This is a genomic window from Pyxidicoccus sp. M6, from assembly GCF_055568925.1.
Window position 1 is genome coordinate 8,311,992 of sequence record NZ_CM145714.1, and the last position, 14,816, is coordinate 8,326,807.

General features: G+C 70.7%; 13 protein-coding genes. 4 read left to right on the forward strand and 9 right to left on the reverse strand.

Features of this window, described 5'->3' with window-relative positions; genetic code table 11:
- The first annotated feature begins 135 nt into the window (after window positions 1-135).
- A complete protein-coding gene (locus tag ACVTJA_RS32555; RefSeq protein WP_465825464.1) occupies window positions 136-1,671 on the forward strand; it encodes a catalase in 1,536 nt (511 codons plus the stop codon).
- Window positions 1,672-1,825: 154 nt separating this feature from the next.
- The gene (locus ACVTJA_RS32560) at window positions 1,826-2,437 is read left to right on the forward strand and encodes an ankyrin repeat domain-containing protein (protein ID WP_465825465.1); all 612 of its coding nucleotides are present in this window, start codon (window positions 1,826-1,828) and stop codon (window positions 2,435-2,437) included.
- 84 nt (window positions 2,438-2,521) lie between these two features.
- Here ACVTJA_RS32560 and kdd read toward each other — a convergent pair whose 3' ends face one another.
- Complete coding sequence (gene kdd, locus ACVTJA_RS32565; RefSeq protein WP_465825466.1) at window positions 2,522-3,553, reverse strand: L-erythro-3,5-diaminohexanoate dehydrogenase; 1,032 nt, start codon at window positions 3,551-3,553, stop codon at window positions 2,522-2,524.
- Between the two features lie 333 nt (window positions 3,554-3,886).
- Here kdd and ACVTJA_RS32570 point away from each other — a divergent pair, with 333 nt between their 5' ends.
- Window positions 3,887-4,609, forward strand: a complete 723-nt coding sequence (locus ACVTJA_RS32570) for a hypothetical protein (RefSeq protein ID WP_465825467.1) — start codon at window positions 3,887-3,889, stop codon at window positions 4,607-4,609.
- A gap of 34 nt (window positions 4,610-4,643) precedes the next feature.
- Here ACVTJA_RS32570 and ACVTJA_RS32575 read toward each other — a convergent pair whose 3' ends face one another.
- From ACVTJA_RS32575 to ACVTJA_RS32610, 8 genes are all read right to left on the reverse strand, one after another.
- Window positions 4,644-5,651: an alpha/beta hydrolase gene (locus ACVTJA_RS32575; RefSeq protein ID WP_465825468.1), complete on the reverse strand. Its 1,008-nt coding sequence runs from the start codon at window positions 5,649-5,651 to the stop codon at window positions 4,644-4,646.
- 28 nt (window positions 5,652-5,679) lie between these two features.
- Window positions 5,680-6,816 carry a uracil-DNA glycosylase gene (locus tag ACVTJA_RS32580; RefSeq protein ID WP_465825469.1) on the reverse strand — a complete coding sequence of 379 codons (1,137 nt, stop codon included), beginning with the start codon at window positions 6,814-6,816 and terminating at the stop codon, window positions 5,680-5,682.
- A gap of 201 nt (window positions 6,817-7,017) precedes the next feature.
- Window positions 7,018-8,238 (reverse strand): bifunctional phosphopantothenoylcysteine decarboxylase/phosphopantothenate--cysteine ligase CoaBC, encoded by a 1,221-nt coding sequence (gene coaBC, locus ACVTJA_RS32585; protein ID WP_465825470.1) that lies wholly within the window; start codon window positions 8,236-8,238, stop codon window positions 7,018-7,020.
- A 63-nt stretch (window positions 8,239-8,301) separates the two neighbouring features.
- Window positions 8,302-11,277, reverse strand: a complete 2,976-nt coding sequence (locus tag ACVTJA_RS32590; RefSeq protein WP_465825471.1) for a carboxypeptidase regulatory-like domain-containing protein — start codon at window positions 11,275-11,277, stop codon at window positions 8,302-8,304.
- Between the two features lie 108 nt (window positions 11,278-11,385).
- Window positions 11,386-11,745, reverse strand: coding sequence for a hypothetical protein (locus tag ACVTJA_RS32595; protein WP_465825472.1), 360 nt, complete (start codon window positions 11,743-11,745; stop codon window positions 11,386-11,388).
- A 100-nt stretch (window positions 11,746-11,845) separates the two neighbouring features.
- Entirely contained in the window at window positions 11,846-13,129 is a 1,284-nt protein-coding gene (locus tag ACVTJA_RS32600) for a Stp1/IreP family PP2C-type Ser/Thr phosphatase (protein WP_465840565.1), read from the reverse strand.
- Between the two features lie 61 nt (window positions 13,130-13,190).
- Window positions 13,191-13,703, reverse strand: a complete 513-nt coding sequence (locus ACVTJA_RS32605) for an FHA domain-containing protein (RefSeq protein WP_465825473.1) — start codon at window positions 13,701-13,703, stop codon at window positions 13,191-13,193.
- 42 nt (window positions 13,704-13,745) lie between these two features.
- Window positions 13,746-14,228, reverse strand: a complete 483-nt coding sequence (locus ACVTJA_RS32610; protein WP_465825474.1) for a hypothetical protein — start codon at window positions 14,226-14,228, stop codon at window positions 13,746-13,748.
- Between the two features lie 261 nt (window positions 14,229-14,489).
- On the opposite strand from ACVTJA_RS32610, the gene ACVTJA_RS32615 reads away from it, so the two are divergent.
- On the forward strand, window positions 14,490-14,693 hold the full coding sequence (locus ACVTJA_RS32615) for a hypothetical protein (RefSeq protein WP_465825475.1): 204 nt from the start codon (window positions 14,490-14,492) through the stop codon (window positions 14,691-14,693).
- Window positions 14,694-14,816: the final 123 nt, after the last annotated feature.

A 14,816-nucleotide genomic window follows, 5' to 3' on the forward strand; every position in this document is an offset into this window, starting at 1 on the left:
GTGCAACACCGAAATATCGGTTCGGGCGACTCATCTTGGCTCTCAACCCATTGATAACACTACGGGGCGGTGCCCGGCACGGGGCCTGCTTTGGAGCGCGGCGTCTCACCCCCGAAGACGAGGAAGACACCGAATATGCAACTCCGTCCCCTGCTGCTGTCGGCGCTGTTCCTGGGTGGTTCGGCTCTCGCCGCCACTCCGCCTCCCCTCACCACCGACTCCGGCTCGCCGGTCGGTACCAACCAGAGCTCCAAGACGGCCGGCCCCCGCGGTGGCGTGCTGCTGGAGGACTTCCACCTCATCGAGAAGCTCGCCCGGTTCGACCGTGAGCGCATCCCCGAGCGCGTCGTCCACGCGCGCGGCACCGGCGCCTACGGCGTCTTCGAGAGCTATGGCGACTTCTCCAACCTGACGCGCGCGTCCGTCTTCTCCGCCAAGGGCAAGAAGACGCCGATGTTCGTGCGCTTCTCCACGGTCATCCCCGCGCAGGGCTCGCCCGAGGCGGTGAGAGACCCTCGCGGCTTCGCGCTGAAGTTCTACACGGACGAGGGCAACTGGGACCTCGTGGGCAACGACCTGCCCATCTTCTTCATCCGGGACGCCATCAAGTTCCCGGACATGGTGCACTCGCTGAAGCCGTCGCCGATTACGAACAAGCAGGACCCGAACCGCTTCTTCGACTTCTTCTCGCACCAGCCCGAGTCGACGCACATGCTCACGCAGGTGTACTCGGACCTGGGCATCCCGGCGAACTACCGCCAGATGAACGGGCACGGCGTGCACTCGTTCAAGTTCGTCAACGCGAAGGGCGAGTACAAGTACGTCAAGTTCAACTGGTTCTCGCAGCAGGGCGTGAAGGGCCTCATCACGCCCGAGGAGGTGGCCAAGGTCACCGCCAGCGACTACCAGCACGCCACCACGGACCTGTACACCACCATCGGCGCGGGCAAGTTCCCCTCGTGGGAGCTGACGGTGCAGGTGCTGGACCCGAAGGACCTGGACAGCTTCTCGTTCGACCCGCTCGACGCGACGAAGGTGTGGCCGGAGGACAAGGTTCCCTCCATCAAGCTGGGCAAGTTCACGCTCAACAAGATGCCGGACAACTTCTTCGAGGAGACCGAGCAGTCGGCGTTCTCCCCCGGCGTGCTGCCCCCGGGCATCGAGCCCTCCGAGGACCGGCTGCTGCAGGGCCGCCTCTTCTCGTACGCGGACACGCAGCGCTACCGCATCGGCGCCAACTACCAGATGCTGCCCGTCAACCGCGCCAAGGCCCCGGTGAACAACAACAGCCAGGGCGGCTCCATGAACTTCGCCAACACGAAGTCGGACGTGAACTACGAGCCCAGCGTCACCCGTGAGACGCAGGACGCCCCGGCGTACCTGTTCTCCAACGCGCCGCTGACGGGCACCTCCCAGCAGCGCCCCATCGACAAGACGGACAACTTCTCGCAGGCGGGTGCCTTCTACAACTCGCTCGACACGGCCGCGAAGGAGCGGCTGGTGAAGAACCTCGCCGCGGACCTGGGCCAGGTGAAGGACGCGCGCGTGAAGGCCCGCATGGTGGGCCACTTCCTCATGGCCGACACCGACTACGGCACGCGCCTGGCGAAGGCCGTGGGCGTGAAGGTGGACGACGCCAAGGCCGCCGTGGCCCCGCTGGCCTCGCGCTGAACGTCGCTGACTGAGTCGTGCCGGGCCCCGGTGTGCTGCGTCCACCGGGGCCCGCTGTTTTCCCTGTCGCTCTGTCTGAGAGAGGGCCGGGACACACCCGGGCGGCCCTCATCCCGGCTCTCTCTCAGGTGGAGTGGTGCTTCCGGAGGACTCCATGGTTCGCAAGCTGCTGCTCGGAGCAATCGGTCTGCTGGTGGTGGTCATCGTCGTGCTCGCCGCGTCGTTCCTGTCCCTGCGCTCGGCGCCCGCGCCCCAGGGGCGGCTGCTCGCCACGAGCGAGGCGGAGCGCTACCTGCTCGCGGCTGCTCGCGAGGGTGACGTGGAGGTCGTCAGCGGCCTCATCAAGGCCGGCACGCCGGTGGAGGCGCGGGACTCGCGCGGCTTCTCGCCGCTCATCCTCGCCGCGTACCACGGCCACACGGACACGGTGCGCGCGCTGCTCGCCGCGGGCGCGGATGCGTGCGCGGGCGACAACCGGGGCAACACCGCGCTGATGGGAGCGGCCTTCAAGGGCTACGCGGACATCGTCGAGCTGCTCAGCCAGCAGAAGTGCGCGGTGGACCAGAAGAACAGCCTGGGCCAGACAGCGCTGATGTTCGCGTCGCTGTTCGGCCGCAAGGAGGTGGCTGAGCAGTTGCGCAAGCAGGGCGCCTCGCCCGAGGTGCGCGACGGGAGCGGCCGGTCCGCCAATGACTGGGCGGCGACGCAGGAGCCCGTGGCTCCAGTGGCTCCCGCGCCGGAGCAGACGGCCGCTTCCGCGCGGTAGGTCGCGGAGCCGTGGGCGGCGAAGTCCGGCTCCTTGCGGTATCGCGGCCAGGCCCGGCGATTCGGGCCCGGCGCGTACGCGGCGTCAGACGTACCGTGTGGCGAAGAGCTGAAGGAGCTCCGGCTCCGTACGCAGCAAATCCAGCGTCAGCGCGGCGTGGTTGGGGACGTAGCCATTGCCCACAATCATGGTGACGTCCTTGCCCACGCCCTCCGCGCCCAGGGCCGCGGCGGTGAAGCTGGTGGCCATGGAGAAGAAGATGGCCGTGCCCCCGTCCTTCACGGACAGGATGGTGGCCATCTCCGTGTTGCCCACGCTGGCGCAGTTGACCACCAGGTCGCAGAGCTGGCCGTCCGTCGCCTTGCTCACCGCCTCCATCACGTCCACGCCCTGCGTCGCGTCCACCTTCAGCGCCACGTCGCACAGGCCGATGGACGACAGCATGTCCAGCGCGCCCTGCGACACGTCGAGCGCAATCAACTTGCCGCGGCTCTCCAGCTTGCGCCGCGCCTGCGCGAGGCACAGCGCGCCGCTCTTGCCCGCGCCCAGCACCGCCACCGTCATGCCCGGCCGCACGTGCCGCGCCACCAGCGCGGGCGCGCCGCACACGTCCAGCGCCGCCAGCGCCAGCGTGTCCGGCATGTCCGAGGGCAGCTTCGCGTAGATGCCGCTGGCGAACAGCAGCGCGTGCCCGCGGATGTCCACGCGGTCGATTTCCACGTGCACCGCCTTCACCTCTTCAATCACCAGCGGCGTCAGCGTGAGGCTCACCAGCGTGGCGATGCGGTCGCCCACCTTGAGCAGCTCGCGCGCGGGGTGCTTGGGGCCCATCTCCTTCACGCGGCCAATCAACATGCCGCCCGAGCCCGTCACGGGGTTCTGCATCTTCCCCCGCTCGCGGACGATTTCCTGGATGCGCGCGCCGATGCGCGCCGGGTCTCCGCCCACCTCGCCCTTGATCTGCTTGAAGGACGCCGCGTCGATGTTGAGGCTCTCCACGTCGATGAGCATTTCCGCCTCGCGGCACGGCAGCGAAGGGTCCAGCTTCCGCGCGCGCTGCGGCAGCACGCCCTTCTCTCCGACGACGCGCGACAGCCCGTAGAGGTCGATGCCCATATCCGTCTCTCTCCCAAGAAGGTCCGAGCGCCAGGCCACGGCCCCGAAGGCCGCGCGGCGCGCACGGTGCTGCGTCTATCCGCTCCCCCCGGGCAAAGGCCAGCACCTCGTCATTCCGCCCCTCGCACTTTCGTACCGGGGTGATTGTTCGGTTCTGGTGCTCCCGTCGGCGGTCCGTTCCGGAGCGACTGTTCAGTCCCGATGCCACCCCGCTGACACACCCCCGCGGCCCCCGAGCCACGGCCGCTATCCACCCCTCCGGCCAAGACCGCGTCGTTCCGAGGGAATCTCCAGCCACGCGGGCTGGCCCGGCGAATGCAATCCCCCTCGGGCATGAACCCCCACCTTCTCACCAGCGCCCTTGTCGTGGCGCTGCTCGCGCTGCCCGGCCGCGCCTCCGCCCAGGAGAGCTTTGCGCGGCGCGCCGAGATTCCCGACGCACACCTGCGCGGCGTGACGCACGTCGTCTGCGCCACCTTCCCGCAGGACGCCATGCCGGAGGTGCCCCTGTATGAGCGCCGCGGCATCGGCTTCCAGCCCGCCGGCTCCGTCCCGCGCGCGCAGACGGTGCCGCTGAGCCGCTGGGTGGACCCGGGCGGCTGGCAGGAGGACTGCTACCCCGCCTTCGAGCACGAGCGCATCCACGAGCACGGCGTGCCCGTCCAGTACGCCCACGTCATCGTCGACATGCGGAGCGGGCGGAAGGCGTGGCTGCGCGACGGCGGCGCGGATGATGCGAAGGCCGTGTGGCTGACGATTGAAAGCCTGCGCCCGCTGGAGGCCTTCGAGGACAAGGGCGTGGAGTTCTTCAAGCTCCGCCGCGAGGGCCAGCCGCCCCTCGTCTTCCGCCAGGCGCCTCGCGACGACGCGAGCCCCGTGGACACCTCCCTGCATGACGAGCAGCTCATCCTCGGCCGGCGCGCGGGAGACTTCGCGGAGGTGCTCGCGTTCGACGAGGCCGAGGGGAAGTACCAGCACCGCGGCTGGGTGCGGCTGGTGGACTCCGAGGGCCTGCTGCTGCTGTGGCCCGCCAACTACCCGTCGCACGGGTGCTGAAGCGCCGTGCGACGTGCTCCAGCGTGAGGGAGTGCTACTCGCGCGCCAGCTTCGGCACCAGCACGGAGAGCGAGCGCTCGAAGCGATAGGACACGCCGGAGTGCCCGTCCTCGAACTCCTCGTGCACCAGCTCGATGCCGGCGCCCTTGAGGTCCTCCGCGAGCATGCGCGTGCCCCAGCGGATGTTGAACTCGTCGCGGGTGCCGCAGTCGAGGAACACCGTCTTCAGCTTGCGGAACGAGTCGATGAACTTGGGCACGAAGCGCACCGGGTCGTGCACCAGCCAGCGGTTCCACACGTCCAGCTTGAGGCGGCCCGTCTGCGCGTCGAAGGGCAGCTCGACGTTGAGCGGCTCGCCCTTCTTCGGCGAGTACGCGGCGGCCATCGCCAGCGTGTTCACCACCGGGAAGTCGTCGCCGCGCATCTTCGTCTCGCGCACGCGCTTGCGGAACTCCCCGTGCCACGCCTCCACGCCGCCGGACTTCAGCAGCGAGCCCGCCGCCTTGGGCAGGTCCGGCAGGTAGCAGTACTCGAAGTAGGAGTCCGCCGCGTGCGCGCCCAGGTGCGAGAAGAGCTCCGGGTGATAGCGCCCCATGACGAGCGCGCCGTAGCCGCCGGAGCTGTGGCCCACCACCGCGCGCGAGGCCGCCTTGGGCACCGTGCGATACGTGCGGTCCACGAAGCCCACCACGTCCTTGGCCAGGTAGTCGCGGTAGCGGCCAATGGCGTCGCTGTTCACCCACTGGCTTCCGCCCAGGGACGTCCACCCGTCGGGGAAGATGCCGATGGCGGGCGGCACCGCGCCGGACTCGATGAGCGCGTCCAGGCGCTCGGGCACGGTGGGGCCGAAGCCCGCGGCGTTCGTCCAGGTGCCGCCGCTGTTGCCGAAGGCGTGCAGGAAGTAGACGACGGGGTAGCGCTTGTCGCCCTCTCCGTAGCCGGGCGGCAGGTACACGGTGAGCCGGCGCCGGGCCGGGTCGCCCAGCGGGTTGGCCTCCAGCGCGGGCGATTGCAGCTCGCGCGTCTCCAGCGTTCCCTTCATCCGAGTCTCCCCCTCAATGGGCCCGCCGCTAGGCGCGCGAGCCGGGTGTTTGCTTGCCGAGGACCTTCATCACCGCCTGCAGGTCCTCCCACGCCTTGCGCTTCTCCGCCGGACTGCGCAGCAGGTACGCGGGGTGGAAGGTGGGCATGAGCTGGATGCCCTCGTACAGGCGCCAGTTGCCGCGCAGGCGCGTAATGGGCGTGGAGTCCCGCAGCAGCGTCTGCGCCGCGAACTTGCCGAGCGCCACCACCACCTTCGGCTGGATGGCCGCGAGCTGCGCGCGCAGGAAGGGCTCGCACGCCGCGATTTCATCCGGCTCCGGGTTGCGATTGCCGGGCGGGCGGCACTTCACGACGTTGCAGATGTAGACGTCGTCGCGACGGAAGCCCATGGCTTCAATCATCTTCGTCAGCAGCTCACCCGCCGCGCCGACGAAGGGGACGCCCTGCAGGTCCTCGTTCTCGCCCGGGCCCTCGCCGACGAAGACCAGCTCCGCGCGCGGGTTGCCCGAACCGAAGACGATGTTCTTGCGCTTGCTGCACAGCTTGCAGCGCTGGCAGTCACCCAGCTCGCGGCGGATTTCGTCGAGCGTCGGACGGTCTCCGCTGCCCATGCCCGGAAGCTGCCCCGCGGAGCGCGGCGCCTGCGGGGGCACGTCGAGGAGCAGGCCCGCTCGACCCACCGGCGCGGGACGCGAGGCCGGAGCCCGCGCGGACGACGGCGACACGGTGGGGCCCGCGGCGGCGGGACGCGTGGGCGCACCGGGGTGGCTGCTTGGCGCGCCCGTAGAAGGCATCGGGGCGGCGGCGGGGCCCTGCGGCGCGCCCATGGAGGACGTCGCGGCTCCGGTGGGGCCATTCGACGGAGCCCTGGCCGCCAGGGGCACCGGAGCGCCGGTGGGGCCGTTTGACGAGGGAGCGGGCGCGGGACTGGCGCTCGGACGGGGAACGGCGGCAGGAGCCGGGCGTGCAGCGGTCTCCGACGACCCGTTGCCTCGGGACAGGAGCGAGCGCAGCGACGGTGCGGAGCGCTGGAGCTCTGCTGCTGCCTTCGCGTCGACCATCAGCACGCGGCCGGCGGCCTCCTCCTGCCAGAGCAGGTGGCGGCGCACCTCGTCCAGCACGGCGCTCAGTTCCTGCGAGGAGTCGGGCAAGTCGTCGTTCACGTTGACTGGATCGGTAGCGGAGGAAGAGGGCCTGCGCAAGGAAGCGGACGGCGGCCTCGTCAGTACGCTTACCGCAGGGCCGAGCCCGGCGTCACTCCCGGAGTCACCCGGCCTCCATGGGCCAGAGGGCGCTCACAGTGTGGGCAGAACGTGGCGGGTCGGCCGTCACGGAGTGGACGGACGCTGGTCAGGGCTGACGCGCTACCTCCGGGGCACCAGCAGTAACTCCAGGATGGCGCGGGCCACCTCGTGCTTGCTGCCCTGAAGCTCCTGCTGGAGGCCCGAGCGCGTGAGCAGCGTCACGCGGTTGGTGTCCGTGCCGAAGCCCGCGCCGGGCGCCGTCACGTCATTGGCGACAATCGCGTCGAGCCCCTTGCGCTCCAGCTTCTCGCGCGCGTGCTCCACCACCCGCTCCGTCTCCGCCGCGAAGCCCACGAGCAGCGGCCGCTTCGCGCTCCCCGCCACCTTCCGCGAAGCCTCCGCCAGCACGTCCGGCGTGCGCACCAGGCGCAGGGACTCCGGCGTGTGGGTGGAGCCCTTCTTCACCTTCTGCGGCGCTCGCGTCTCCGGACGCCAGTCGCTCACCGCCGCGGTGGCGATGAAGGCGTCCACCGACTCCACTCGCGAGAGCACCTCGCGCGCCATGTCGTCCGCGCTCACCACGTCCACCACGGTGAGCCCGCCGCGCTCCACTGCGCCCACCGGGCCCAGCACTACCGTCACCTCGGCGCCCAGGCTCCGCGCCGCGTGCGCGAGCGCCAGGCCCATCTTCCCCGTGGACGGATTGGAGATGAACCGCACCGGGTCCAGGAACTCGCGCGTGGGGCCCGCCGTCAGCAGCACCTTCTTCCCCGCGAGCGGCCCGGCGCCGAAGCGCGCGGCCACGGCCTCGGCAATCCTCGGCACGTCCGCGAGCCGCCCCTCGCCCACGTCGCCGCAGGCCAGCAGCCCCGCGCCCGGCCCCACCATGCTGAAGCGCGGGTGCGCGAGCAGCGCCGCGACGTTCTCCTGCGTCATCGCGTTGTCCCACATGGCCACGTTCATTGCGGGAGCCAGCACCACCGGCCCGCGAAACGCGAGCAGCGACGTCGTCACCGCGTCGTTCGCCATGCCCACGCGGATGCGTGCGAGCAGGTCCGCCGTGGCCGGGGCCACCACGTAGGCCTCCGCCCAGCGTGCGAGGTCCAGGTGCCCGAAGTTCCCCTCCTGCGCGGGGTCGAAGTAGTCCGTGAGGACGGGGTGGCCGCTGAGCGCCTGGAAGGTGAGCGGGGTGACGAACTGCCGCGCGGACTCCGTCATGGCCACGCGCACCTCGGCGCCGGCCCGGCCGAGCTCGCGCACCAGCTCACATGCCTTGTACGCGGCGATGCCGCCGCCGACGCCGACCACCACCTTACGGCCCTTCAGTGCCGACACGTCCATGCGGGCTTCCTAATGCGCACGCCCGCTGGCTCGCAACCCGCGCCGCGCGGAGGTGCCGCCGCCTCACCGCCCGAGGACCACCTCGCCCCGCGAGGGCACGTCCACCACGCGCACCTCGGGCCCACCCGGCGTCTCGACGTGGAAATGGCCCCACACCAGCGTGTACCGCCCCGGAGGCAGCCCGTTGAGCACCACCTGCTCGCCGCGCGGCTGGTACACGAGCTGCGCATACCGCGAGCGCATCAGCCCCATGGCCGGCGGGTTGCCCACGTCGCCCACCTCCCCCGCCACCACCCACAGCGCCTTGCCGCGCTCGGGCTTGAGCTGCACCGTGAGGGTCGCGGTGCCCGGCGCGTTGCCCAGGTCCAGGCGCATGTCCGTCCCGGCCACCTGCACCACCAGCGCCGGCTCGCCGGAGAACTCGCGGTTGACGCCGAGCGCGAAGCGGTAGCTGCCCGGGGACACCTCCACGCTGTAGCCGCCGTCCGGGCCGGTGACGATGGTGAGCGGCTCGCTGCGGTCCGCGTTCACCGCCTCCACCTCGATGCCCGCCGCGGGACGGCCGTCCGCGAGGTACACCTTGCCGCTCAGCCGCGTCGCCTGCCGCAGCGTCAGCTCCACCGGGCCGCGAGCGCCGCGCTCCAGCGACTGCGTCCCGCTCAGCCGGCCCTTGCGCGCGGACACGGTGAAGCGCGGCACGTACGGCGGACTGGCCAGCGTGAAGCCGCCGTCCGGCCCCGACATCACGGACTCGTCGCACACGTCGCACGTCACCACCGCGTCCGCCACTGGCCCGCCACCCGTGTCCTTCACGACGCCGGAGATGCTGGGCAGCTTCTCCAGCACCAGGTCTCCCAAATCCGGCGCCGCGGGGCGGTCCACCATCATCGGCTCGTAGCCTGGCGCGTCCACCGCGGCGATGATGCGGTCTCCCGCCGTGGCCAGCGGCAGCTCGAAGCGGCCGTCCGGGCTGTTCACCTCGTGCTCGTCCACGCGGTAGCGGCGCACCGGCGCGCCGTCATCTCCCACGACACGCCCCCGGAAGACGTCGCGCTTCTTGAGCACCACGCGCACCGGAGGGCCGCCGGCCTTGCCCTCCGCGCGGTCCACCTGGTCATAGCCCGGGTGCTTCGCCTCCAGGCGGTAGCCCCGGTCCGGCCGCAGCGCACGGAACTCGAAGTGCCCGCGCGCGTCGCTCTGCACCGGCTCGGAGCTGCGCGGCACCACCAGCAGCGTGGCCCCTTCCACGGGGGCACCCTGCCCGTCCACCACCTCGCCCGTCAGCGGCGCGCCGGGCTTCAGCTCCGCTTCGAGCTTCAGCGTCTGCCCGTCCTCCAGCGTCACCTGCTTGCGGTCCGAGGGTAGGTAGTCCGGATGCGAGGCCACCATCCAGTACGTCCCCGCCGGCATGCCGCGCATGGGCACCACGCCGTCCGAGCCCGAGGAGCGGTCGCTCCGGAAGATGCCCTCCTGCTCCACCCACAGCACCACGTCCGCGCCCTCCACACGGCGGCCGCCGGACGACACCGTCACCTCCAGCGCCGCGCGAGGCTCCAGCGAGAGCTGCACGTTGCTGGCCGGCGCCGTCACCTTGAGCTTGCCACCGCCCCACTCCGAGTGGTGCGCGTGCAGCTCGTAGAGACCCGCCGTGGGCACCTGCGCCACGAAGCGCCCGTCGGCGTCCGCGAGCACCGACTCACCGGTGGGCTGCACCAGCACGGACACGCGCGGCGCGGGCCGGCCGTACTCGTCCAGCACCTGCCCGCTGATGAGCGTGGCGCGCTCCATCTCCAGCTCGAGCGTCGTCTCGCCCTGCGTCACCTTCGCGGGGAGCTGCGCGTCTCGGAAGCCCTCCGCATGGCCCTCCAGCACGTAGTCGCCCGCGGCCAGCGGGCCCAGCTCCACCATCGCTCCGGTGTCGACGCGCTCGCGGCGGATGAGCTCGCCGCGACCTGTGCGCAGCAGCAACTCCGGCTGGGGCACCGGCTCGCCCTGCTCGTCCACCACCGTGACGAGCAGCTTTCCCGCGGGCTCCAGCTCCAGCGTCACCTGGGTGAGGCGCGAGTCCAGCGTCAGCGTGCGCGGCGCGGCGCCGAGCCCCGGTGCCTCCGCCGTCACCACCACCTGGTCCGGGTACAGGCCGGTGAAGCGCAGCGGCTCGCCGTCGGTGTGCAGCTCGCGCGACAGGTGGTCCGCGCGCAGCCGCACCGTGGCCGCCGCGGGCTGGCCATTCCGCGTGACGCGGACCTCCAGCGTGCGCGCGGGCGTCAGCTTCAGGCGCACCGGCTGCGGGCCCGCCTCCACCTGCGACTCCACCGCGGGCAGGAAGCCGTCCGCCGTGGCCAGCACGTAGAAGGGCCCTTCGCCGAGCCCGTCGAGGGAGAAGACGCCGTCCGCGCCCGCCGTCGCCTCGAAGGGCACCGGCACGCGGCGCGACACCGCGTGCACGTGCGCGCCCCGCACGGGCTGGCCCGCGTCGTCCACCACCAGCCCTCCAATGCTCCGCAGCGGCGGGAGGAACAGCTCCACCGGGTCTCCCGGGGCGGCTCGCTCACGCAGCGCCACGCCCAGGCCGGGGGCCTTCGCCCAGACGGAGAAGGACACGCCCGCGAGGTGCTCGAAGCGGAAGCGTCCCTCCGCGTCCGTCGTCGCCGTGGCGCGCGGGGTGAGGAAGCCGTGCTGATGCTCGAAGAAGGCCAGGACCTGCAGCGACGTCTCTCGCGCCGGGCACGACAGCAGGGCCTGCCCGCACTCGTCACAGCGCACGTCCGCGAGCGTCTTCTCCACGCTGGCCGCGAGGGACACCTCGGCATTCGCCACCGGACGTCCCGAGGCGTCCAGCACCCGGCCCGTCAGGGCGAGTCCTTCGTCGGAGCCGGAGGACACGTCCACCGCCGTGAAGGTGGGGAGGGACGTCGCCTGGGGAGTGTCAGGGGAAGCGGCGGGCGTCCGGGTGCTGGAGGCCCGGCCCGACGCGAACCAGGCGGCTCCCGCCACCAGCAGGGCCACCGCCAAGCCTATGAGAGTCCAGTTGCGCATGCGCACGCCGCGAGGACCATAGCCCGCGGTCGGGCCCGGAACGGGCAATTCCCGGAGGAAATTCCGGACGCGTCCTTTCCCGGACGCTCCCCAGCCCACCGACGTGCGCTAGTGCTTGCTCTCGAGGTCGTCGAGTCGCTTCTCGACACGCGCGAAGCGGTCGTTCGTCGACTCCGCCATGGTGCCCAGCAGCCGCGCCATGCGTCCGAGGTTGTTCTCCATGCGCTGGAAGCGCTCATCCACGGCGCGAGACTTCACCACCAGAACCTCCATGTTCGACATCATGGAGTCCATCGTGTCCCTCATGGTGTCCATCGCCTTCCTCATGGACCCCATGTCGCGGAGGACAACGCCCAGGCTGGACGACATGATTTTCACGTCCGTCCGGGTCGTCCGCATCTCCTCGCGGAGCTCCGCCACCTCGCCCATCAACTTCACGAACACGTCGCTGCCCGCCGCCCTCGCCATGCGACCTCCTGAGTTGGTACGCCGGGAGCGTACCTGGGAGGTCTGACGTGGACCAGTCCGTGCGCGAGGCGTCTTCGGAGGACGGGGGCTCACGGAGGACTCACTCCTCGGCGAAGGGTTGGATGGCCTGGGCCACGGCGAGCTCCTGCCGTGCCTCGCTCAGCTCGGAGTTGGTGGCGCGGAGCCGGTCGCTCAGCACCTGCACGAAGCTCCAGAGCATCTTCACCGCGAGGATGGACTCGCGCTTCATCAGCCCCATCAAGTCGGGCCGGGAGATGACCATGGTGCGCGTGGGCTCCGTGGCCCGCACCGTCGCAGAGCGCGGCGCGTTGTCGATGAGCCCCATCTCCCCGAAGTGCCCGCCGGCGCGCAGCTCGGCAATCTCCACGCCGTTCTTCTCAATCGCCACCCGGCCGCGGATGACGACGAAGAGCTCCTCGCCCGGCTGCCCCTCCACGACGATTTCCCGGCCCGCCGGGTACGTGCGCGTCGTGGCGATGGACAGCACCGCCGTCTGCTCCTTGTACGTGAGGTGACGGAACAGCGGAATCTTGCGCAGCGCCTCCATGCGCGACTGCGCCTCGCTCGTCTCCTCGCTGATGGCGGCGCCCTCGCCCGCCACCTTCACCACCACCGCGGTGATGTTGTCCTTGCCGCCGCGCTCGTTGGCGATGTCGATGAGCCGCTTGGGCAGGTCCGCCGGCTGCATGCCGGTCACCAGCGGGAGGATTTCCTCGTCCTCGATGTAGCCGTGCAAGCCGTCCGAGCAGAGGATGAACACGTCGCCAGGCACCAGGTCCACGATGAGCGTGTCCACCTGGACCGACTCCTGGATGCCCACCGCGCGCGTAATCACGTTGCGGTACTGTGACGCGGCGGCCTGCTCCTTCGTAATCGTGCCGGCCTTGAGCTGCGCGGCCACCAGCGTGTGGTCCTCGGTGAGCCGGTGGCACTGGCCGTGGCGCACCAGGTACACGCGGCTGTCGCCCACGTGGCCGATGACGCCCTTGTTGCCGCCCACCGCGAGGCACACGAACGTGGTGCCCATGCCGCGCTTGGACGCGTCCGCCATGGCCGCGCGGTAGATGTCCGCGCAGGCGCGCTGCACGGCCACCTCCACCAGCGCCGCCGCCGCCGAGCGGCTGTCCGCCGTGGGGTTGTTCCCCAAATCCTTCAGCAGGTGCCGGTTCGCGGTGATGTGCTGCTTGACGACCTCCGTGGCCCGGGCACTGGCGACCTCGCCGGCCGCGTGGCCGCCCATTCCGTCGGCGACGACGTAGAGGCCGAGCGGCGAGTCCACCAGCATCGCGTCTTCGTTGTGCTGGCGCTTGCGGCCAACGTCGGTCAGTCCGAAGGCTTCTGTGGTCAAGGCCACCGCGAACACTCCCGTGTGTGACAGAAGGCGACGCCGCACGTTACGCAGGCCGCCGAAGACGTGGCAAGGCTCAGGGGGCCATCCTCACGGCGAGCATCCGGGCAAAGCCGCTCGCCGTGTAGAAGACAACCTCCACCTGTCCGAAGCGCAACCGGGCCCCGTCCTCCACGGGCACCGCCTTGCGGGGGGTGAGCCGCACCCCGCCCACCCACGAGCCATTCTTCGAGCCCGCGTCCGTCAGGAGGAAGCCCGCCTGCCCCTCCTCCCGTGAGAACCACGCGTGAAACCGGGACACACTGCCGTCGTCCAGCACCACGTCGTTGTTGCCCGTGCGCCCCACCGTGATGCCCCGGCCGAATGCATTCGTGCGCGACTTCAGCACGGGGAACACCACCGCCTCGCTCACTCCCAGCGTGGGTGTCCCCGCGTTCGTCACCGTCTTCAGCCGGTACTCCTCCTCGCTCACCGGCCCCCGCGACAGGGGCGACGGCGCGAAGACGAGCAACGCAGGCGGCAGGCTCCGCTCGAACTCGCCGCGGTTGCGCAGGAACCGCGACACATGGGCACTCAGCGACTCGGACATACGGAGAGTGCGAGCATTCCGCGCACAAACCCGGCGCGGAGTCTACCGCCAATCCACGAACAACCCGAGCTGAGGGCCGCCCACGAAATAGCGGCCGAGGCTGCGCTTCTTGAGGGAGAAGGGCTCGCCCCAGCCGATGGCGGCGCCCGCGGCCACCGCGCCGAACTGGTAGCCGAGGTGGAAGCGGCCCTCGACGATGCCGGCCGTGCGGTGGTCCGCCGGGGCTCCCCCGTCGAAGTGGGCGCCGTAGAAGACGGGGCCGCCCGTCACCTGGAAGCCCCAGTGCACGCTGTCCGGCAGCTGGTTGCGGTAGCCGATGCCTACCTGGGCGGTGTGCTCGTAGAACGAGCCGAGGAAGCTCTGCGGCGTTTCCGCGTCCTGCTCCGGGAAGGACGCGGCCCAGCCCAGCCCGCCCTCCAGCAGCAGCGCGAAGGCGTCCTTCGGTTCCTGGAAGAAGGTGAACTGCCACTGCACCTTCACCCGGGGGGTGACGACCCCTTCACGGATGGTGGTCCCGAGGAACACACCCCGAGGCAACCACGCCGGTGTGGGAGACTTGTGCTCGGGCGGCCTGGCTGTCTGGGCGCTGGCGACAGAGGCGAGACCAAGCGAAAAAACCAGCAAAACGGGGAGCTTGCGGTTCATGGGAGTCCCTTCCCGCCACGCCGCGGGGCGCTTGTCAACGAAGTGTTCGGTTGGCTATGACACGCCCGTTACTCGCGGATGGGCCCGGTGCCGGGTTTTCCTGGAGCCACTCGCCGCGGGACACAAGGAGCGGGACACCGCATGCCAGTCGTGACAGTCCGGGCGGGTAACAAGCAGCGCTCGGGAGAGTTCGACGCCCTGGTCCGCAAGGCCACGGAGAAGGCTTCCGACCTGCTGGAGCAGAGTGATCGGGTGCTCGTCGTCTATGGGAAGGGCAGCGCCAGCATCTACTACGAGGGTGACGGGATGACTCCCGCCGTCGTCCCCTCGGCCCGGGCCTCCTGAAGAGGGAGTCCCAGAAGTCCCGCTGAACCGAAGTCTCCGGGTTCGCCAGGTGGAAGTACGGAACCGCGAGCCCGGCGCGCGCGTCCTTGAGGGCACCTGTCGTCCGTGTCCTCACCTGAAAGG